At 57.9% G+C, this 20,092-nt stretch carries 18 protein-coding genes; 3 read left to right on the top strand and 15 right to left on the bottom strand.

Annotation, left to right across the window (positions count from 1 at the left end; translation table 11 throughout):
* Positions 1 to 9: 9 nt before the first annotated feature.
* From secG to rlmE, 6 genes are all read right to left on the bottom strand, one after another.
* Positions 10 to 393, bottom strand: coding sequence for a preprotein translocase subunit SecG (gene secG / locus K9857_RS12395; RefSeq protein ID WP_017336473.1), 384 nt, complete (start codon positions 391 to 393; stop codon positions 10 to 12).
* Between the two features lie 4 nt (positions 394 to 397).
* Complete coding sequence (gene tpiA, locus K9857_RS12390; protein WP_224536101.1) at positions 398 to 1,153, bottom strand: triose-phosphate isomerase; 756 nt, start codon at positions 1,151 to 1,153, stop codon at positions 398 to 400.
* Between the two features lie 66 nt (positions 1,154 to 1,219).
* Complete coding sequence (gene glmM / locus K9857_RS12385; protein WP_224536099.1) at positions 1,220 to 2,557, bottom strand: phosphoglucosamine mutase; 1,338 nt, start codon at positions 2,555 to 2,557, stop codon at positions 1,220 to 1,222.
* Positions 2,558 to 2,573: 16 nt separating this feature from the next.
* Positions 2,574 to 3,425 (bottom strand): dihydropteroate synthase, encoded by an 852-nt coding sequence (gene folP / locus K9857_RS12380; protein ID WP_224536097.1) that lies wholly within the window; start codon positions 3,423 to 3,425, stop codon positions 2,574 to 2,576.
* 8 nt (positions 3,426 to 3,433) lie between these two features.
* Positions 3,434 to 5,344 (bottom strand): ATP-dependent zinc metalloprotease FtsH, encoded by a 1,911-nt coding sequence (ftsH, locus tag K9857_RS12375; RefSeq protein ID WP_224536120.1) that lies wholly within the window; start codon positions 5,342 to 5,344, stop codon positions 3,434 to 3,436.
* Between the two features lie 204 nt (positions 5,345 to 5,548).
* Positions 5,549 to 6,178 (bottom strand): 23S rRNA (uridine(2552)-2'-O)-methyltransferase RlmE, encoded by a 630-nt coding sequence (rlmE, locus tag K9857_RS12370; protein WP_224536094.1) that lies wholly within the window; start codon positions 6,176 to 6,178, stop codon positions 5,549 to 5,551.
* Between the two features lie 102 nt (positions 6,179 to 6,280).
* Between rlmE and K9857_RS12365 the strand changes: the two genes are divergently transcribed.
* On the top strand, positions 6,281 to 6,589 hold the full coding sequence (locus K9857_RS12365) for a YhbY family RNA-binding protein (protein WP_007942889.1): 309 nt from the start codon (positions 6,281 to 6,283) through the stop codon (positions 6,587 to 6,589).
* Between the two features lie 9 nt (positions 6,590 to 6,598).
* On the opposite strand, the gene K9857_RS12360 is transcribed toward K9857_RS12365, so the two are convergent.
* The 8 genes from K9857_RS12360 to grpE all read right to left on the bottom strand — a co-directional run bounded on the left by K9857_RS12360 (position 6,599) and on the right by grpE (position 17,070).
* Positions 6,599 to 6,982, bottom strand: coding sequence for an MFS transporter (locus K9857_RS12360; RefSeq protein ID WP_224536118.1), 384 nt, complete (start codon positions 6,980 to 6,982; stop codon positions 6,599 to 6,601).
* Positions 6,983 to 7,031: 49 nt separating this feature from the next.
* On the bottom strand, positions 7,032 to 7,508 hold the full coding sequence (gene greA / locus K9857_RS12355; protein ID WP_224536116.1) for a transcription elongation factor GreA: 477 nt from the start codon (positions 7,506 to 7,508) through the stop codon (positions 7,032 to 7,034).
* A gap of 2 nt (positions 7,509 to 7,510) precedes the next feature.
* A complete protein-coding gene (gene carB, locus K9857_RS12350; RefSeq protein WP_224536092.1) occupies positions 7,511 to 10,732 on the bottom strand; it encodes a carbamoyl-phosphate synthase large subunit in 3,222 nt (1,073 codons plus the stop codon).
* Positions 10,733 to 10,850: 118 nt separating this feature from the next.
* A complete protein-coding gene (gene carA, locus K9857_RS12345; RefSeq protein ID WP_224536090.1) occupies positions 10,851 to 11,987 on the bottom strand; it encodes a glutamine-hydrolyzing carbamoyl-phosphate synthase small subunit in 1,137 nt (378 codons plus the stop codon).
* A 259-nt stretch (positions 11,988 to 12,246) separates the two neighbouring features.
* On the bottom strand, positions 12,247 to 13,050 hold the full coding sequence (dapB, locus tag K9857_RS12340) for a 4-hydroxy-tetrahydrodipicolinate reductase (RefSeq protein ID WP_175375863.1): 804 nt from the start codon (positions 13,048 to 13,050) through the stop codon (positions 12,247 to 12,249).
* Positions 13,051 to 13,060: 10 nt separating this feature from the next.
* Complete coding sequence (gene dnaJ, locus K9857_RS12335; protein WP_077046412.1) at positions 13,061 to 14,185, bottom strand: molecular chaperone DnaJ; 1,125 nt, start codon at positions 14,183 to 14,185, stop codon at positions 13,061 to 13,063.
* 299 nt (positions 14,186 to 14,484) lie between these two features.
* On the bottom strand, positions 14,485 to 16,401 hold the full coding sequence (dnaK, locus tag K9857_RS12330) for a molecular chaperone DnaK (protein ID WP_224536087.1): 1,917 nt from the start codon (positions 16,399 to 16,401) through the stop codon (positions 14,485 to 14,487).
* Positions 16,402 to 16,503: 102 nt separating this feature from the next.
* Entirely contained in the window at positions 16,504 to 17,070 is a 567-nt protein-coding gene (gene grpE / locus K9857_RS12325) for a nucleotide exchange factor GrpE (protein ID WP_095194007.1), read from the bottom strand.
* A gap of 240 nt (positions 17,071 to 17,310) precedes the next feature.
* Here grpE and recN point away from each other — a divergent pair, with 240 nt between their 5' ends.
* On the top strand, positions 17,311 to 18,984 hold the full coding sequence (recN, locus tag K9857_RS12320) for a DNA repair protein RecN (RefSeq protein WP_224536085.1): 1,674 nt from the start codon (positions 17,311 to 17,313) through the stop codon (positions 18,982 to 18,984).
* Positions 18,985 to 19,059: 75 nt separating this feature from the next.
* On the opposite strand, the gene fur is transcribed toward recN, so the two are convergent.
* On the bottom strand, positions 19,060 to 19,464 hold the full coding sequence (gene fur / locus K9857_RS12315) for a ferric iron uptake transcriptional regulator (protein ID WP_110966279.1): 405 nt from the start codon (positions 19,462 to 19,464) through the stop codon (positions 19,060 to 19,062).
* Between the two features lie 97 nt (positions 19,465 to 19,561).
* On the opposite strand from fur, the gene K9857_RS12310 reads away from it, so the two are divergent.
* On the top strand, positions 19,562 to 20,089 hold the full coding sequence (locus tag K9857_RS12310) for an outer membrane protein assembly factor BamE (protein WP_224536083.1): 528 nt from the start codon (positions 19,562 to 19,564) through the stop codon (positions 20,087 to 20,089).
* Positions 20,090 to 20,092 lie beyond the last annotated feature (3 nt).

Here is a 20,092-nt window from a genome sequence, read left to right as displayed (position 1 = left end):
AAACCCTTCTTACTTCTGCTCTTGAGCTGGAGGTACGTCAGTCGCTGGAGTAGCCGACTTTTGCTCTTGAAGCACCGGGACATCATCAGAAGCCGGTTGTTGCTTTGGAACTTCCAACACCGCTGGATTTGGGAGACCTACTTGAGTCAGCTGATGAGCCTTCTCTTTAGCAAAGTAACCTAACCCCAAGCTGGTTATGAAAAAACCTGCGGCGAGTATAGCAGTAAACTTACTGAGAAAGGTAGAGGAACCTTGGCTTCCGAACACAGTATTTGAAGCACCTGCGCCGAAAGACGCGCCAGCGTCCGCACCTTTACCCTGCTGCAGCAATACCAGAGCCACTACGCCCAATGCACCCAGCAGATGAAAAACGACTACGACTGTTTCCAGCATTTTTTCAGTTTCCCGCGGCGCGACATATCGCACCGAACTCATCTGCATTCAGGGACGCCCCACCAATGAGGCCCCCATCGATATCCGGCATGCCGAACAGCTCGACCGCATTGGCCGCCTTCACGCTGCCGCCGTATAGAAGCCGCACACCTTGCGCGACTTCAGAATTCTCTGCCGCCAACTGAGCGCGGATGACTGCATGCACATCCTGAGCCTGTTGCGGCGAAGCAGTCAGCCCGGTACCAATGGCCCAGACTGGCTCGTAAGCGATGACCGCCTTAGCAAAAACACCAACACCCAGCTCGTCGATGATGCTGTTCAGCTGATGCGAGACAACTTCAAGAGTTTTTCCCGCCTCACGCTCTTCGAGGGTTTCCCCTACACACAACACCGGAATCAAGCCACATGCCTGTGCCGCTGCAAACTTGCGGATCAGCATCCCGTCCTGCTCGCCCATGATCTGGCGGCGCTCGGAATGCCCGACAAGCACCAGGGAACAACCTGCATCCACCAACTGACTCGGCGCAACTTCACCGGTCAACGCACCTTGCATGGATTCCACCGCAGAGTTCTGCGCACCGACCGAAATCGATTTACCTTCCAAGCCATCAATCACTTGATTGATATGCAAAAAAGGCGGGAATACCGCTACATCAACACCGCTCGGCAAGGCCATCTCACGAAGGCCATTGATCAGCTCAGCGACGCTGGCGCGGGTACCGTGCATCTTCCAGTTACCAGCTACCATAGGGCGACGCATGCTGCACCTCGTCGGTCAAAGTGGGCGCAGATGTTACCCAACACAATCATGGCTGGCAAGCCGAAATCAGGCAGAAACTTCAGTAACCAGTTTTGCCAGCTCTTCGGCGTACGCACGAACCTGCTTTTCATCCTCGCCTTCGACCATCACACGCACCAGCGGCTCGGTCCCGGACTTGCGCAGCAGTACACGCCCGCGCCCGGCCATGGCCTTGGTCACGCGCTCGCTGGCTTCCTTGACGGACGGGTGATCCAAAGGACTGGCACCGCCACCAAAACGCACATTGATCAGCACTTGAGGGCACTTGCGCAACGTCTGACGACTCTGAGCCAAACTTTCGGAGCGGGTTTTCAGCGCCATCAGCACCTGAAGCGCAGCGATAATCGCATCGCCCGTTGTGGTGTGATTGAAGCAAACGATGTGGCCGGAATTCTCACCGCCCACCAACCAGTTGCGCTCGAGCAGATCAGCAATCACGTAACGATCGCCAACATTGGCGCGCACGAACGGAATCGACAGATCCGCCAGGGCCAGTTCCAACCCCAGATTGCTCATCAGCGTCCCGACAACACCGCCTTGCAGCTTGTCACGCTCGTGCAGATCGCGAGCGATTATGTACAGCAGCTCGTCACCATCGACGATAGCGCCAGTGTGATCGACCATCAGAACCCGGTCGCCATCACCGTCGAACGCAATACCCAGGTCTGCGTGCTCGGCGAGCACGGCAGCCTGAAGCTGCCCCATGTGGGTCGAACCGCAATTGTCGTTGATGTTCAAGCCGTTGGGTTGCGCCGACAGCACTACAACATCGGCACCCAGCTCACGAAATACGCTAGGTGCTACCTTGTAAGTCGCACCATGGGCACAGTCGATAACGATTTTCAAACCAGAGAAGCTTGTACCGGTTGGCACGCTGCTCTTGCAGAATTCGATGTAACGCCCCGAGGCGTCATTGATGCGTGAAACCTTGCCGATCTTGCTCGACTCGACCACGGTCATAGGCGTGTCCAGCAGCTCTTCGATCATCTGCTCGACTTCATCCGGGAGCTTGGTGCCCTTGCCCGAGAAGAACTTGATGCCGTTGTCATCATGAGGGTTGTGCGATGCACTGATCACGATGCCGGCTTCGGCATGGAAAGTACGCGTCAGATAGGCGATGGCAGGCGTGGGCATCGGACCGAGGAGCATGACGTCAGCGCCAGCGGAGGTGAGACCGGCCTCAAGCGCAGATTCGAACATGTAACCGGAAATCCGGGTGTCCTTGCCGACCAGAACCTTGCAGGCACCCATTTTGCGGAACGCCATGCCTGCGGCCCACCCGAGCTTGAGCATGAAATCAGGAGTGATCGGGTATTCGCCTACTCGACCACGGATGCCGTCGGTACCAAAGTATTTCCTAGTCATAAACGCTCCATCATTCTTATTCGGCTGATTCCACTGCGGCGATCATCTTCACCACATCGACTGTTTCGGCTACATCATGGACGCGCAATATACGCGCACCTTTTTGCGAAGCCAGCGCCGCCAGGGCAAGGCCGCCATAGAGGCGCTCGCCCACCGGCCGATTCAACGCCTGCCCTATCATGCTCTTGCGCGAAACCCCGACCAACAGGGGTCTGCCGAAGGCATGCAAAGCTTCCATATGTTTGAACAAGCTTAGATTGTGCTGCAACGTTTTTGCGAAGCCGAACCCTGGATCGAGAATGATTCGCTCGACAGGAATACCCGCCGACTCACACCGAGCCATGCGCTCGGCAAGAAACTCACCCACTTCCTTCGTGACATCCTGATATTGAGGATTGTCCTGCATGTCGCCAGGTTCACCGAGCATGTGCATCAGACACACCGGCAATCCTGTCGCCGCCGCCGCATCAAGCGCACCGTCACGACGCAATGAGCGCACGTCATTGATCAGTCCGGCACCCAATCGCGCCGTTTCACGCATAACGGCTGGCGTAGAAGTATCGACGGAAATAATGACATCCAGCTCGCGGTGAATGCGCTCAACGATCGGCGCAACACGCTCGAGCTCCTCCAGCGGCGATACGGCCTTGGCGCCTGGGCGCGTCGACTCACCGCCAACATCGATCAGAGTTGCCCCGGTCGCCACCATGGCTTCGGCGTGGCGCAAAGCCGCATCGAGCTGACTGTACTTGCCGCCATCGGAAAAGGAATCGGGAGTGACGTTGAGAATACCCATGACATGTGTCAGGGCCAAATCAAGAACCCGGTTGCCGCAAGGCAACCGGGTCGAGGACTGAACAGAAGTCATTTCAAACCTTAAACGTCAGCAGCAGGACCGCCGATAGGTGTTTGCGGACGCTCATCCTGCACTACCGGAGGTGTTCCGGAGGTACCTGTGCCACCCGACCAATCACGAGGTTCGCGAGGAGTGCGACCTGCCATGATGTCATCGATCTGTTCGGCATCGATGGTTTCGTACTTCATAAGGGCATCAGCCATGGCGTCGAGCTTGTCACGGTTGTCCGTGAGGATCTGCTTCGCAGTGCCATAGCAATGGTCGATGATGCTGCGGACTTCGGAGTCGATCAGTTTCGCGGTCTCACCCGAGAAGCTGGCATTCTGACCACCGCCGCCGCGACCGAGGAATACCTCACCTTCTTCTTCGGCATACATCAGCGGACCGAGTTTTTCCGACAGACCCCACTTGGTCACCATGTTCCGCGCAATCTGGCTGGCACGCATGATGTCGTTGGAAGCGCCGGTGGTCACACCATCGAAGCCCAAAGTCATTTCTTCAGCGATACGACCACCGTAAAGCGAGCAGATCTGACTGATCAGGGCACGCTTGGACAAGCTGTAGCGATCTTCTTCCGGCAGGAACATCGTTACACCCAGCGCACGACCGCGCGGAATGATCGAAACCTTATACACCGGATCATGCTCAGGCACGACGCGACCAACAATGGCGTGGCCCGCTTCATGGTAAGCAGTGTTCTGCTTTTCTTTCTCGGACATGACCATGGATTTGCGCTCAGCGCCCATCATGATCTTGTCTTTTGCCAGTTCGAATTCTTTCATCTCGACGAGGCGCTTGCCTGCACGAGCGGCGAACAGTGACGCCTCGTTTACCAGGTTGGCAAGGTCGGCACCAGAGAAGCCAGGTGTTCCGCGCGCGATTACGGCTGGAGCAACATCGTCACCCATTGGCACTTTGCGCATGTGAACCTTGAGAATCTGTTCACGACCACGGATATCCGGCAGACCCACCACAACCTGACGGTCGAAACGGCCTGGTCGCAGCAGAGCCGGGTCAAGCACGTCTGGACGGTTGGTCGCCGCAATCACGATGATGCCGTCGTTCATTTCGAAGCCGTCCATCTCTACCAGCAACTGGTTGAGAGTCTGCTCGCGCTCATCGTGACCACCGCCCATACCGGCGCCACGGTGGCGACCGACGGCGTCAATTTCATCGATGAAGATGATGCATGGAGCATGTTTCTTGGCCTGTTCGAACATATCGCGAACGCGGCTGGCGCCCACACCAACGAACATTTCGACGAAGTCGGAACCGGAAATGGTAAAGAAAGGGACTTTTGCTTCGCCGGCGATGGCTTTGGCCAGGAGGGTTTTACCAGTACCTGGAGGACCGACCATCAGTACGCCGCGAGGGATGCGACCACCCAGACGCTGGAACTTGCCCGGGTCACGGAGGAATTCTACGAGCTCGCCAACTTCTTCCTTGGCTTCGTCGCAACCGGCAACGTCGGCCAGCGTGGTTTTGACTTGATCTTCGGAGAGCAGGCGAGCCTTGCTCTTACCGAAGCTCATCGGCCCGCCCTTCCCGCCGGCACCGCCCTGCATCTGCCGCATGAAGAACATGAATACGGCAATGATCACCAGGATCGGGAAGCTTGCGACCAGGAGCTGGGTCCAGATGCTTTGCTGTTCAGGCTGCTTGCCTTCGACCACGACGTGGTTATCGACCAGGTCACCAATCAGGCCGTTGTCCTGAATGGCAGGACGAATGGTCTTGAAGCTATCGCCATCGTTGCGCTTACCGGTAATCACGTAGCCATCAACAGCCACGCGCTCGACCTTGCCATCCTTGACCTGCTGGATGAAGTCGGAATAGTTAAGGGTCTGCGGCTCGTTAGGGCTGGAGAAGTTGTTCATCACCGTCACCAGGACAGCCGCGATGATCAACCACAGGATCAGATTCTTTGCCATATCGTTCAATTAACTACCCTCTGAAGCAAGCGCCGCTGCTGATGACGCGCGCTTCGCATGATATTCACCGGCCTAACTTACTACATTACCTACGGCTTGGCAGGCGCCGTCTGTAACCCTTTGTGAAACACTTTCTACACAATATTCGTTAATGCCTGTCGGACGAAATACGAAAAACCTATCGACCCGACGAAAAACCTCACTTTAGACGTTTCCGCCGCGATAGCCCCAGGCCAGCATGTACTGCTCGCGAGAGCTGCCACGGGAAGAGTCCGGCTTGATCATCTGGATCTTGTCGAACTTCTTGCGAGCGTCCTTCAGGTAAACATCGAAACCCTCGCCCTGGAAAATCTTGATCACAAAATTGCCACCCGGTTTGAGGATCCGATCCGCCAAATCAAGCGCCAGTTCGCAAAGAAACATGGCTTTGGGCATGTCCACTTCAGGTGTACCACTCATATTGGGGGCCATATCGGAAATCACAAGGTCCACTTGCGAATTACCTACAGCTTCAAGGATCTGCGCGAGCACTGCGTCCTCGGTGAAATCCCCCTGGATGAACGTCACGTCCGGAATGCCGTCCATTTCCAGAATGTCCGAGGCGATCAGACGCCCCTGACCACCGATCAGCCGACTGGCGACCTGCGACCAGCCTCCAGGCGCAGCGCCCAGGTCGACCACACTCATCCCCGGGCGGATCAGTTTGTATTTCTCCTGGATTTCCAGAAGCTTGTAACTCGCACGCGAGCGGTAGCCATCCTTCTGCGCCTGCTTCACATAGGGATCGTTGACATGTCTTTTCAGCCAACCAAGGCTTGTCTTGGAACGCGCCACTGGGCACCTCGATGATTAGGGTCGTGATTAATTGGGCGGATCAACGAGCCCTCGGGTAAAATGGCCGCCATTTTACAGAATCCAGACGAAAGGGTCAGATTTATGCCGCTCACTCAAGAGCAGAAGAAACAGTACAAATCCATTGGCCACCATCTGAAACCAGTTCTGATTGTGGCAGACAACGGTTTGACTGAAGGTGTGTTAGCCGAACTTGAACGCGCTTTGGCGGATCACGAGCTGATCAAGATCAAGCTCAACATCCTGGATCGCGAATCGCGCCTGGCGTCCATTGCAGAACTGTGCAAGGTCGGCAAGGCGGACCTGGTTCAGGTCATCGGCAAGATGGCGTTGATTTACCGCAAGAACTTCAGCGTCAACAAGCAGCTGTCAAACGTCCATCGCTTCAAGTGATGGCAAGGGTCAAGGGTGTGCTTCGCGCACCCTGCCACTCCATCCCGGCACCGCCTGCAACACCAGCAGCAGCCCGGAAAAACCCAGTACAAGATAGCTGAACACCTGCCAGCGCACCGCCTCCGGCCAACCAACACGCACCGCGAAATACATCGCACACGCATACAGCGCCATCAACAGCAGTTGCCCGCGAATATCCCGCCACAGACTGGCAAGGCCCTCGGCCTGAACCAGCACCAGAACCTGAAAAATCACGCACGCCGCAGCAAATCCCACCGTCACGGCATACAAAACAGAGGCAATCTCGTCGACCAGCAGCGGCGCCAGGTCAATTCGACCCAGCACCGGCAGCAAGCCGATTTGCAACAACCACAAACCGCCGACCCACAGCATCTGAGCCAGTTGCCAAAGGACGGCGCCCGCACGAAGCGGGCGCTCACCTTCAGATGTGACGAACTTCAACAATCTCGTACTCGATCACGCCACTCGGCGTTTTCACCACAACCACATCGCCTTCTTCCTTGGCGATCAAGGCGCGGGCAATAGGTGAACCGACGGAGATCTTGCCGAGTTTGATGTCTGCCTCGTCCTCACCAACAATCTGGTAAGTCACACTTTCATCCGTTTCGACGTTGGCGATTTCGACGGTCGTACCGAAAATCACCTTGCCGGAGTGAGGAATGGTCGTGACATCGATCACCACAGCGTTCTGCATGCGGCCTTCGATATCACGGATCCGCGCCTCAACCATACCCTGTTCTTCGCGAGCAGCATGGTATTCCGCGTTTTCCTTGAGGTCGCCCAGCTCACGCGCTTCGCCAATAGCCTGGCTCAAGCGCGGGCGCTCGACCTTGCTGAGGTGCGTCAACTCTTCTTCCAGGGCGCGAGCGCCCTGAACGGTCATTGGGTACTTGGTTATGCTCATGCCTTCAATCCTGCGTGTAGATCCTGCAAGCGGCGCACGGTCTTCTCGGGACCGAACTTCAGCGCTTCGCAGATCGCTTCGCCAGCAGCAATGGTGGTGGTGCAGTAAATCTTGTGCTGCAGAGCATTGCGACGGATGGAGTAGGAGTCAGCGATCGACTGACGACCTTCGGTGGTGTTGATGATCAGGGTGACTTCGTCGTTCTTGATCATGTCGACCACGTGCGGACGGCCTTCGGTCACCTTGTTCACGCGGCGCACTTTCAGACCCGCCGCTTCGATCAGCTTGGCGGTACCGGCAGTGGCGACCACTTCGAAGCCCAAGTTGATCAGATCGCGAGCAACACCGGCAACCAGTGGCTTGTCGTCATCACGCACGCTGATAAAAGCAGTACCGCCAGTCGGCAGCACTTCGCTGGCACCCATCTGGGCCTTGGCGAAAGCTTCGCCGAAGGTATCGCCCACACCCATGACTTCACCGGTGGACTTCATCTCTGGGCCGAGGATCGGGTCGACACCCGGGAATTTGGCGAATGGGAACACCGCCTCTTTCACGCTGTAGAAGTTCGGGATGATTTCCTTGGTGAAGCCCAGTTCTTTCAGGGTCTTACCGGCCATCACGCGCGCGGCGATCATTGCCAGGGAAACACCGATGCACTTGGACACGAACGGTACGGTACGGGAAGCACGCGGGTTGACTTCGATGACGTAGATATCTTCGCCTTGCAGCGCGAGCTGTACGTTCATCAGGCCGACCACGCCCAGTTCCAGGGCCATTTTCTTGACCTGTTCACGCATCTCGTCCTGGATGTGCGCCGGCAGCGAGTACGGCGGCAGCGAGCACGCGGAGTCACCGGAGTGCACGCCCGCCTGTTCGATGTGCTGCATGATCGCGCCGATCACTACGTCCTTGCCGTCGCTGACCGCATCCACGTCCATCTCGATGGCGCAGTTGAGGAAGTGGTCAAGCAGCACCGGACTGTCGTTGGACACCTGCACGGCTTCGCGCAGGTAACGCTTGAGTTCCTCTTCCTTGTAGACGATTTCCATTGCACGGCCGCCCAATACGTAGGACGGACGAACTACCAGCGGGTAACCGATCTTGGCAGCGGCACGAACAGCTTCGTCTTCACTGCGCACAGTGGCGTTTGGCGGCTGACGCAGATTCAGGCGCTCAACCATTTGCTGGAAGCGCTCACGGTCTTCCGCACGGTCGATGGCGTCAGGACTGGTGCCAATGATTGGTACGCCAGCCGCTTCCAGGGCGCGAGCCAGTTTCAACGGAGTCTGGCCGCCGTACTGGACGATCACGCCTTTTGGCTTCTCGACACGAACGATTTCCAGCACGTCTTCCAAGGTCACTGGTTCGAAGTACAGACGATCGGAGGTGTCGTAGTCGGTGGAAACGGTTTCCGGGTTGCAGTTGACCATGATGGTCTCGTAACCGTCGTCACGCAGAGCCAGCGCCGCGTGTACGCAGCAGTAGTCGAACTCGATACCCTGGCCGATACGGTTAGGACCGCCGCCGAGGATGATGATCTTGTCACGGCCGGACGGCGCTGCTTCGCACTCTTCCTCGTAGGTCGAATACAGGTAAGCGGTGTCGGTGGCGAACTCGGCGGCACAGGTGTCGACGCGCTTGTAGACCGGGAACACTTCCAGCTTCTGGCGGTGAGTGCGCAGGTTCTTCTCGGTGACGCCCAGCAGCTTGGCCAGACGCTGGTCGGAGAAGCCCTTTCGCTTGAGGCGGAACATCAGATTGCGATCAATGGCGGACAGACCGAGGGTCTTGACCTTCTCTTCTTCCTTGATCAGATCTTCGATCTGTACCAGGAACCATGGATCGATCATGTTCATGCCGAAGATGTCTTCGACGCTCAGGCCGGCGCGGAAGGCATCAGCCACGTACCAGATACGCTCGGCGCCCGGCACGGTCAGCTCGCGCTTGAGGATGCTCATGCTGTCCGGGTTGCTCAGATCGAGCTTCTCGTCCAGACCGCAAACGCCCACTTCCAGACCGCGCAGAGCTTTCTGCAGGGATTCCTGGAAAGTACGGCCGATGGCCATGACTTCACCGACCGACTTCATCTGAGTGGTCAGGCGTGCGTCAGCCTTGGCGAATTTCTCGAAGGCAAAGCGTGGCAGCTTGGTAACCACGTAGTCGATGGACGGCTCGAAGGACGCCGGGGTCTTGCCGCCGGTGATGTCGTTCGACAGCTCGTCGAGGGTGTAACCCACAGCCAGCTTGGCCGCGACCTTGGCGATCGGGAAGCCGGTGGCTTTCGAAGCCAGTGCCGAGGAACGGGACACACGCGGGTTCATCTCGATCACGACCATGCGGCCAGTGTCCGGGCAGATACCGAACTGAACGTTGGAACCGCCGGTTTCCACGCCGATCTCGCGCAATACCGCCAGAGAGGCGTTGCGCATGATCTGGTATTCCTTGTCGGTCAGGGTCTGCGCTGGAGCCACGGTGATCGAGTCACCGGTGTGCACGCCCATCGGGTCAAAGTTTTCGATCGAGCAGACGATGATGCAGTTGTCCTTTTTGTCGCGGACAACTTCCATTTCATATTCTTTCCAGCCGATCAGGGATTCGTCGATCAGCAGCTCTTTGGTCGGAGACAGATCCAGACCGCGGGCGCAGATTTCTTCGAATTCTTCACGGTTGTAAGCGATACCGCCACCGGTGCCGCCCATGGTGAAGGACGGACGGATGATGCACGGGAAGCCCAGCTTCTCGAGAACCGCGTTGGCCTCTTCCATGCTGTGGGCGATGCCGGAGCGCGGGCATTCCAGACCGATGGCCTTCATGGCCTTGTCGAAACGCGAACGGTCTTCGGCTTTGTCGATGGTGTCGGCGTTGGCACCGATCATTTCCACGCCGAACTTCTCCAGAACGCCTTCGCGCTCCAGGTCCAGGGCGCAGTTCAGGGCAGTCTGGCCACCCATGGTCGGCAGCAGTGCGTCCGGACGCTCTTTCTCGATGATCTTGGCAACGGTCTGCCACTTGATCGGCTCGATGTAGGTCGCGTCGGCCATGGCCGGGTCGGTCATGATGGTGGCCGGGTTGGAGTTCACCAGGATGACGCGATAGCCCTCTTCGCGCAGGGCTTTACAAGCCTGGGCGCCGGAGTAGTCGAATTCGCAGGCCTGGCCGATCACGATCGGGCCAGCGCCGAGAATCAGGATGCTTTTAATGTCTGTACGTTTTGGCATGGGTTTGTCACTCAAATCCGCAGGTCAGTCGGCAAGCCGTCTTGTTCAATCTTTGAAGACTTGAGGGGGCCACCGGTATCGGGACCGCCCTCAAGCTTTGCTACATCAGGGCGAGCGATCAGCGTCGCTTGGCCATCTCGTTGATGAAGCGATCGAACAGTGGCGCTACGTCGTTCGGGCCAGGGCTGGCTTCAGGGTGACCCTGGAAGCTGAAGGCGCTCTTGTCGGTACGCTCGATCCCTTGCAGGGTGCCATCGAACAGCGATTTGTGGATCGCGCGAACGTTGGCAGGCAGGGTCGCTTCGTCTACCGCGAAACCGTGGTTCTGGCTGGTGATCATCACGACGCCGGTGTCCAGATCCTGGACCGGGTGGTTGGCACCGTGGTGGCCGTGGCCCATTTTCAGGGTCTTGGCGCCGGAAGCCAGAGCCAGCAGTTGGTGACCGAGGCAGATACCGAAGACCGGAATTTCGGTTTCCAGCACATCCTTGATCGCCTGGATCGCGTAGTCGCAAGGCTCCGGATCGCCAGGGCCGTTGGACAGGAACACGCCATCCGGATTCATTGCCAGCACGTCGGCAGCAGGCGTCTGCGCAGGAACCACGGTGACGCGGCAACCGCGCTCGACCAGCATGCGCAGGATGTTCACCTTGACGCCGTAGTCGTAGGCCACGACGTGGTACGGCAGATCAGCAGCTTCGATGGTCGCGTGACTGTCGGTCTTCAGGTCCCAGACCGTCGAACGCCACTCGTAGGTGTCCTTGGTGCTGACGACTTTCGCCAAGTCCATGCCCTTCAGGCCAGGGAAACCCCGGGCTGCGGCGATGGCGGCTTCTTCGGAAATGTTGTCACCGGCCATGATGCAGCCGTTCTGCGCGCCTTTTTCACGCAGGATGCGCGTCAGGCGGCGGGTGTCGATACCGGCGATGGCTACAACGTTGTTGGCCTTGAGGTAATCGGACAGGGACATCGTGTTACGCCAGTTGCTCGCAACCAGTGGCAGGTCACGGATGACCAGGCCTGCGGACCATACGCGGTTGGACTCGGCGTCTTCCGGCGTGGTGCCGGTGTTGCCGATGTGCGGGTAAGTCAGGGTAACGATCTGTTGGGCGTAGGAAGGATCGGTAAGGATTTCCTGATAGCCGGTCATTGCGGTGTTGAAAACGACCTCACCAACGGTCTGACCGTCGGCTCCAATGGCTTCGCCGCGAAAAATGCTGCCATCAGCAAGGGCGAGTATGGCTGGCTTAGTCAAGAAGACCTCCCGTAAATAAAGCCTGAAAGGGCGATCGCAGGTTGTAAAAAAGCGGAGTGACGTATGGACACGTCACCCCGCTTCTTCACTGAATTATTCTGCGCGCTTTTAGTGGACACACTAAAGCTGTAGCTTACAGAAAAAGGCTTTTTTGGTCTACCGCCAATGAGCCCGAAAGGCCAGAGAATGCGACAGGTCGTCGCTTGGCGGTGTAAAACCGGGTTCAAACATTGTGCATGAACCCGGTTTCAAGTGCGCTTCAGCGCAGATCGAGCACGTCTTGCATGTCGTACAGGCCAGGCTCGCGACCATCCAGCCACAGCGCGGCACGTACCGCACCCTTGGCGAATGTCATGCGGCTGGAGGCCTTGTGAGTGATCTCGACACGCTCACCTTCAGCGGCGAACAACACTGTGTGATCGCCGACGATGTCACCAGCACGCACAGTGGCGAAACCGATGGTTTCGCGATCACGCGCACCGGTCTGACCTTCGCGACCGTAGACCGCCACCTTCTTCAGATCGCGTCCCAGGGCATCGGCAACCACTTCACCCATACGCACCGCGGTACCCGACGGCGCATCGACTTTATGCCGATGGTGAGCTTCGGTGATTTCGATATCGACATCGTCACCCAGCACACGGGCCGCGGTATCGAGCAGCTTCAGGCACAGGTTCACACCGACACTGAAGTTGGCCGCGAAGACGATCGGGATATCCTTGCCCGCCTCCGCCAGCAATTGCTTCTCTTCAACGGTGAAACCCGTGGTACCGATGATCATCGCCTTGCCATGCTTGCGGCAGAAGGCCAGATTCTTCAGGGTCACGGTCGGGTGAGTGAAGTCGATCAGCACGTCGAACTCGTCAACGACACGATCCAGATCACCGGACAACGGCACTCCGATACGACCCAGCGCAGCCAGTTCACCGGCATCCGCACCGACCAGCGTGCTGTCGGGACGATCCACCGCCGCCGTCAAACCCGCGCCCGGCGCCTGATGCACCGCTTCAATCAAAGTCTTGCCCATGCGCCCGGCGGCGCCCATCACAGCAATACGTCGCATGCCTGCCTCCTTACAAGTCGCCGAAGAAGCGCTTCACGCCTTCGAACCAGCCGGTGGTTTTCGGTGAGTGGCTATTGTCGTCTGCCAGCGAATTGCGGAACTCTTCCAGCATTTCGCGCTGACGACGGCTCAGGTTGACCGGGGTCTCGACCGCGACACGGCACATCAAGTCGCCGGCACCGCCGCCACGCACAGGCGCAACGCCCTTGCCACGCACACGGAACTGCTTGCCGGTCTGAGTCCCCTCAGGGATCTTCAGCTTGACCCGACCATCGAGGGTCGGAATCTCCAGCTCGCCGCCCAGCGCCGCATCGACGAAGCTGATTGGCACTTCACAGAACAGATGCTTGCCGTCACGCTGGAAGATGGAGTGTTCACGCACATTGATCACAACGTACAGGTCGCCAGTCGGACCACCCTGAGCACCCGCCTCACCCTCGCCGGATAGGCGAATGCGGTCACCGGTATCGACGCCCGCCGGCACTTTCACCGACAGCGTCTTGTACTCTTCGACACGACCTTCGCCGTGGCACGAATCGCATGGATCGGAAATGATCTTGCCCTGGCCATGGCAACGGGGGCAGGTCTGCTGCACCGAGAAGAAGCCTTGCTGCATGCGGACCTGGCCGATACCGCCGCAAGTCGGGCAAGTGACCGGAGAGGAACCTTTCTTGGCACCCGAACCGTCGCACGGCTTGCAGTTGACCAGTGTCGGAACGCGGATATTCACGGTCGTGCCGCGCACCGCTTCTTCCAGATCCAGCTCCAGGGTGTAGCGCAGATCACTGCCGCGCTGAGCGCCGCCACGGGAACCACCGCGACCGCCACCGAAGAAATCACTGAAGACATCGCCAAAGATGTCGGAGAAGTTCTGGCCACCGAAACCGGCACCGCCGCCACCCATGCTCGGGTCGACGCCAGCGTGACCGTACTGGTCGTAGGCCGCACGCTTGCTGGAATCGGACAGCACTTCGTAGGCCTCGTTGGCCTCCTTGAATTTCTCTTCCGACGCCTTGTCATCGGGATTACGGTCCGGGTGGTGCTTCATCGCCAGGCGACGGTAGGCCTTCTTCAGGTCCGCTTCGCTGGTGCCTCGCTCAACACCCAATACTTCGTAATAGTCACGCTTTGCCATATGTCTTCTGCACTCTTGAGGACGTTCGGCAAACCTCTCCTGAGCTTCGCCAAACTCGTTGAGCCCCAATACAGGCCCGGACCCAACTCACGTCGATTCAACGATCCTGGTCTTTTGGTTCATTGCGGTACTTTCGGCTCGAAAAGCAGGAGCATTTCCGGCCATACCGCCAGCATCCGAACGTAGTCGCATGCTGTAAAAATTCGTGTACTCCAGACACGCCAACGCGGGAGCAGGCTCCCGCGCGGCGACATCCTACCAGTCACTGCCCAAAGGCAGTCAACCGGCCGACCAACAACTTACTTGTGGTCTTTGACTTCTTCGAACTCGGCATCGACAACGTCGTCAGCCTTTTCAGCCGACTCGCCCTGCTGCGCAGCGCCTTCAGCCGGTTGAGCCTGTTCGGCGTACATCTTCTGAGCCACTGGCGCGGAGACCTTCGACAGCTCTTCAACCTTGGCTTCGATAGCAGCCTTGTCGTCGCCTTTTACGGCAGCTTCCAGGGCAACCACGGCAGCTTCGATTGCGGTCTTCTCTTCAGCGCTTACCTTGTCGCCAGCGTCAGCGATCATTTTGCGAGTCGAGTGAACCAGTGCATCACCCTGGTTACGGGCAGCGGCCAGTTCTTCGAACTTGCGGTCTTCCTCGGCGTTGGCCTCGGCGTCACGCACCATGCGCTCGATCTCTTCGTCGGACAGACCGGAGTTGGCCTTGATCACGATCGACTGAGTCTTGCCAGTGGCCTTGTCCTTGGCGCCTACGTGCAGGATGCCGTTGGCGTCGATGTCGAAGGTCACTTCGATTTGTGGCACGCCACGTGGTGCTGGTGGAATCTCAGCCAGGTCGAACTTGCCCAAGGACTTGTTCTGAGCCGCTTGCTTACGCTCACCTTGCAGCACGTGAATGGTCACGGCGCCCTGGTTGTCGTCGGCAGTCGAGAACACTTGCGATTTCTTGGTAGGAATCGTGGTGTTTTTCTCGATCAGCGCGGTCATCACGCCACCCATGGTTTCGATACCCAGGGTCAGCGGGCTGACGTCCAGCAGCAGAACGTCTTTGACGTCGCCAGCCAGAACGGCGCCCTGGATCGCAGCACCCATGGCAACAGCTTCGTCCGGGTTCACGTCCTTGCGAGCTTCTTTACCGAAGAACTCGGTCACCAGCTTCTGAACCAGTGGCATACGGGTCTGACCGCCTACCAGGATCACGTCGTTGATCGAGCCAACGTCGATACCGGAGTCTTTCAGAGCGATGCGGCAAGGCTCAATGGTGCGCTGAACCAGGTCTTCCACCAGCGCTTCCAGCTTGGCGCGAGAGATCTTCACGTTCAGGTGCTTAGGACCGGTGGCGTCTGCAGTGATGTACGGCAGGTTCACGTCGGTCGACTGAGCGGAAGACAGCTCGATCTTGGCTTTTTCAGCAGCTTCTTTCAGGCGCTGCATCGCCAGCGGATCACCTTTGAGGTTCATGCCGCTTTCTTTCTTGAATTCGTCGACGAGGTAATCGATCAGACGAATGTCAAAGTCTTCACCACCCAGGAAGGTGTCGCCGTTGGTGGCCAACACTTCGAACTGGTGCTCACCGTCGACTTCAGCGATTTCGATCACGGAAACGTCGAAGGTACCGCCACCCAGGTCATAAACGATGACGGTGTGGTCGCCCTTGGCCTTGTCCATACCGTAAGCCAGAGCGGCTGCGGTTGGTTCGTTGATGATACGTTTTACGTCCAGACCAGCGATGCGGCCGGCGTCTTTGGTGGCCTGACGCTGGCTGTCGTTGAAGTAGGCCGGAACGGTGATCACCGCTTCGGTCACTGGCTCGCCGAGGTAGTCTTCGGCGGTCTTCTTCATTTTTTTCAGAATTTCAGCCGAGATTTGTGGCGGAGCCATTTTCTGGCCGTTCACTTCAACCCAGGCGTCGTTGTTGTCAGCCTTGACGATCTTGTAAGGGACCATCTGGATGTCTTTCTGTACGACTTCTTCCTCGAAGCGGCGACCGATCAGACGCTTCACCGCGTACAGGGTGTTGTGCGGGTTGGTCACTGCCTGACGCTTGGCCGACTGGCCAACCAGGATTTCACCGTCGTTGGCATAAGCGATGATCGAAGGCGTGGTACGTGCGCCTTCGGCGTTTTCAATAACTTTGGCCTTGCCGTTTTCCAGCACGGAGACGCAGGAGTTGGTAGTCCCCAGGTCGATACCGATAATTTTGCCCATGTTCACTCTCCCGAAACTTTGGATTTGGTTGCCGCAGCGGTGGTTGCCAACTGCGGTAGCACTTAAACGCTTGACTTCTAAATGGGGGCCTTTCGGCTAGTTTCAAGCCTGCTCGTCAATAGAAGGCGAAACTGGTGCCGGAGCCTTGCTGACCACGACCATCGCCGGGCGCAGCAGGCGACCGTTGAGCTGGTAGCCCTTCTGGAACACCTTGAGCACGCTGTTTGGCTCCAGGTCTGCGCTTTCCTGCATGGCCATTGCCTGATGCAGAACGGCATTGAACGGTTCGCCATGCGGATCGATCGCTTCCAACTGATAACGCTTCAGGGTGTCCTGGAACATTTTCAGGGTCAGTTCGATACCTTCGCGCATCGGACGGATGCTTTCGTCATCCGGACTGGACAATTCCAGGCCGCGCTCCAGGCTGTCGATGATCGGCAGCAGGTCGCCGGCGAATTTTTCCAGGGCGAATTTGTGAGCTTTTTCCACATCCTGCTCGGCGCGACGGCGGACGTTCTGCAGATCGGCGGCTACACGCAAAGCCTGATCCTGAGCGCCTGCCAGTTGCTCTTCGAGCACTTGTACACGAGCCGCCAGATCTTCACCCGAAGCCTCGGGCGCCTGATTGGCGTCTGGGTTTTGCGTATCCACTGTCTGTTCGTCAGCCATAAAATTCTCCTTTCAATATCGTCTGCGAGCCTGACTCGCACTTCTGCCCAGCTATATGGGGCTGCAAAATTCAGCTTCAAGGGGGCCCAAGCATTAACCCTACAAAAAACAGCTCCATTGTCATTCCATTGCGCGCTAAGAATTTCATCGGCTCAAGCGAATCGAGCTAACGAGAGGCATTGTCAGCCCAAAACAAAACACTGTATAAATAACCAGACCTAAAGCCTGGGAGCGGCCTTCATGCTGGTGCACCTGTCCGTACACAACTACGCCATCGTTGAACATCTCGACCTCGAACTAGATCGCGGAATGAGTGTGATCACCGGGGAAACCGGCGCCGGCAAGTCGATCATGCTCGACGCCCTGGGCCTGACCCTCGGCGATCGAGCCGATAGCGGCGTGGTACGCCCCGGCGCGGACAAGGCCGATATCCTGGCGACCTTCGACCTGGCCGACATTCCGGAAGCCGGCGTCTGGCTGGCCGAGCGCGATCTCGAAAACGATGGCCCGTGCATCCTGCGCCGGGTCATCACCGCCGAAGGTCGCTCGCGTGGCTATATCAATGGCACGCCCTGCCCTTTGGGCGACCTGAAAGCGTTGGGCGAACTGCTGATCGATATCCACAGCCAGCACGAACACCAATCCCTGCTCAAGACCGACACCCACCGCCGCCTGCTCGACGAATACGCTGGCGCGACGGACCTTGCCCGCCAGGTACAACTGGCCGCACAGCGCTGGCGCCAGACTCGCCAGGAACTGGAGCGCCTTTCCAACTCGGGCGACGAACAGCGCGCGCGCCATCAACTGCTGAGCTATCAGCTTGAAGAGCTGGAAAACCTCGGCCTTGGCGACAACGAACTGGAGCAGCTGGAGCAGGAACACAAGAACCTGACCAACGCCGAAACCCTGCTGGGAATCTGCCGGCAAGTGGTCGAGCAATGCAGCGAAAGTGATTCCGGCAATGTGCTGAACGCCCTCACCGCCAGCCTTAACCGCCTCTCAAGCGTCAATAGCTCCATTGGCGCGCTTGGCGAGGCCAGCAGCCTGCTGACCAGCGCGCAGATCCAGGTTGAAGAAGCCGTGGGCGAGCTGAATCGCTTCCTCGACAACTTCGATGCCGACCCATCGCGCCTTCAATACCTGGAAGAACGCCTGGACGCTATCTATACCCTGGCGCGCAAGCACCGCATCCAGCCAACCGAAGTCGGCGAAATGCAGCAAAAGCTGCTGGAAGAAATCGAAACCCTGAATGCCAATGACGAATCCATCGAGCGACTGAGCGACGAACTGTCGTCCTACGCTCGTCATTATCAGGAGAAGGCACGGGAGCTGAGTGATCTACGCCACCAGGCATCCGGCAGCCTGGCCAGCGCCGTGGAACAGGAAATCCAGCGTCTGGGCATGCCCGGTGGTCGCTTCACCATCGAGTTGCGCCCTAACAGCAGCGATGAACTACTGCCGAACGGCCTGGAACAAGTGGAACTGTTGGTCAGCGCCAACCCGGGCCAGCCTTTGAAGGCGCTGGCGAAAGTTGCATCGGGCGGCGAACTGTCACGGATCAGCCTGGCGATTCAGGTGATCACCGCGCAAACCTCTCGCGTACCAACGCTGGTGTTCGACGAAGTGGACGTGGGCATCGGCGGCCCGACAGCCGAAATTGTCGGCCAGTTGCTGCGTCGACTTGGGGAAAGAGGACAGGTTCTGACCGTGACTCACTTGCCACAAGTGGCAGCTCAGGGTCATCAGCACCTGTTTGTGCACAAAGTACGAGGCGAAGATGCGACACGCACCGCCGTCTCGAAGCTGAACAAGAACGATCGGGTCGAAGAGGTGGCTCGCATGCTGGGCGGCATCGACCTCACCAAAGAATCCTTGGCTCACGCCAGGAAAATGGTGGTCGCGGCGAAAGCCTGAGACCAGCAGAAAGCACGAAGGCGACCCTGGGGTCGCCTTCGTTCGTTTCGCGAACCTTGAATTCGCGCGACATGCTTACTTTTTCTTGCGTACGTACAGCACCAGATTGTGATCAACCATCTCGAAGCCATACTTCTCGACGATCGCTTTCTGCAGGTTTTCGATTTCCTGGTCAAAAAACTCGATCACTTCACTGGTCTCGACGTTGACCATATGGTCGTGATGCTTGCCGTCGTCCAGTTCGAAGACCGCGTGGCCTCCGTCGAAGTTGTGCCGCACCACAAGGCCAGCTGCCTCGAACTGGGTCAGTACACGGTAAACCGTGGCCAGACCGACGTCCTCGCCAGCCTCCATCAGTGCCTTGTAGACATCTTCAGCACTCATGTGGCGCTGCTCGGCGGAATCGAGCATTTGCAGAATTTTGACCCGTGGCAGGGTCACTTTGAGGCCGGCTTTGCGTAGTTCGCTATTTTCAACCATGGTCAGCTTTCTCGCGATGCTGCTTCGCAGCTTCTCTTAATGCGGGTATGATCGGCGTTTACGTTGTCCCAGCCAAGATAGTGGAAGTCGCCCACCGATGCAAAACACCAAGCTCTTGCTAACCAGTTTCACCTTTGTGGGACTGCTCGCACTCGCCGGTTGTTCATTCCCCGGGGTTTACAAAATCGACATCCAGCAGGGCAATGTCGTCACGCAGGACATGATAGACCAGTTACGCCCGGGAATGACCCGTAAGCAAGTAAGGTTTATCATGGGCAACCCTCTGCTGACCGACACGTTCCATGCCGATCGCTGGGATTATCTGTACAGCCTGCAACCGGGTGGCGGTGAACGCCAACAGGAACGCATTAGCGTTATCTTCAACCCAAATGATCAACTTGTCAGCCTGTCTGGCGACTTCATGCCTGGCGTGAGTCGCGACGAGGCAATTCTCGGCAAGGACAGTGGCACGACCGTTAACGCACCAGCGGAAAACGTCGAGAAGCCAAAACCGGAAAAACCGGCCAAGCCTGGCTCGTTGCTCGATCAGATCCAGAAGGAAGTAGACGGCGTGGAAACTGTTCCCGTCCCGACTCCTGAACCACTGGAAACTTCGCCGCAATAATTT

It is taken from the genome of Pseudomonas sp. REP124, from assembly GCF_020164475.1.
In the GTDB taxonomy this organism is placed as follows: Bacteria; Pseudomonadota; Gammaproteobacteria; order Pseudomonadales; family Pseudomonadaceae; genus Aquipseudomonas.
Note: the sequence above shows the minus strand (reverse complement) of the source record. Positions and strands in the feature narration are given on the sequence as shown.

Coding starts and splice junctions, on each gene's coding strand:
- fur (WP_110966279.1), bottom strand. CDS start 19,464: ATGGTTGAAAATAGCGAACTACGCAAAGCCGGCCTCAAAGTGACCCTG.
- dnaJ (WP_077046412.1), bottom strand. CDS start 14,185: ATGGCAAAGCGTGACTATTACGAAGTATTGGGTGTTGAGCGAGGCACC.
- folP (WP_224536097.1), bottom strand. CDS start 3,425: ATGACTTCTGTTCAGTCCTCGACCCGGTTGCCTTGCGGCAACCGGGTT.
- glmM (WP_224536099.1), bottom strand. CDS start 2,557: ATGACTAGGAAATACTTTGGTACCGACGGCATCCGTGGTCGAGTAGGC.
- grpE (WP_095194007.1), bottom strand. CDS start 17,070: ATGGCTGACGAACAGACAGTGGATACGCAAAACCCAGACGCCAATCAG.
- K9857_RS12365 (WP_007942889.1), top strand. CDS start 6,281: ATGCCGCTCACTCAAGAGCAGAAGAAACAGTACAAATCCATTGGCCAC.
- recN (WP_224536085.1), top strand. CDS start 17,311: ATGCTGGTGCACCTGTCCGTACACAACTACGCCATCGTTGAACATCTC.
- dnaK (WP_224536087.1), bottom strand. CDS start 16,401: ATGGGCAAAATTATCGGTATCGACCTGGGGACTACCAACTCCTGCGTC.
- dapB (WP_175375863.1), bottom strand. CDS start 13,050: ATGCGACGTATTGCTGTGATGGGCGCCGCCGGGCGCATGGGCAAGACT.
- carB (WP_224536092.1), bottom strand. CDS start 10,732: ATGCCAAAACGTACAGACATTAAAAGCATCCTGATTCTCGGCGCTGGC.
- tpiA (WP_224536101.1), bottom strand. CDS start 1,153: ATGCGTCGCCCTATGGTAGCTGGTAACTGGAAGATGCACGGTACCCGC.
- secG (WP_017336473.1), bottom strand. CDS start 393: ATGCTGGAAACAGTCGTAGTCGTTTTTCATCTGCTGGGTGCATTGGGC.
- K9857_RS12360 (WP_224536118.1), bottom strand. CDS start 6,982: ATGCTGTGGGTCGGCGGTTTGTGGTTGTTGCAAATCGGCTTGCTGCCG.
- K9857_RS12310 (WP_224536083.1), top strand. CDS start 19,562: ATGCAAAACACCAAGCTCTTGCTAACCAGTTTCACCTTTGTGGGACTG.
- ftsH (WP_224536120.1), bottom strand. CDS start 5,344: ATGGCAAAGAATCTGATCCTGTGGTTGATCATCGCGGCTGTCCTGGTG.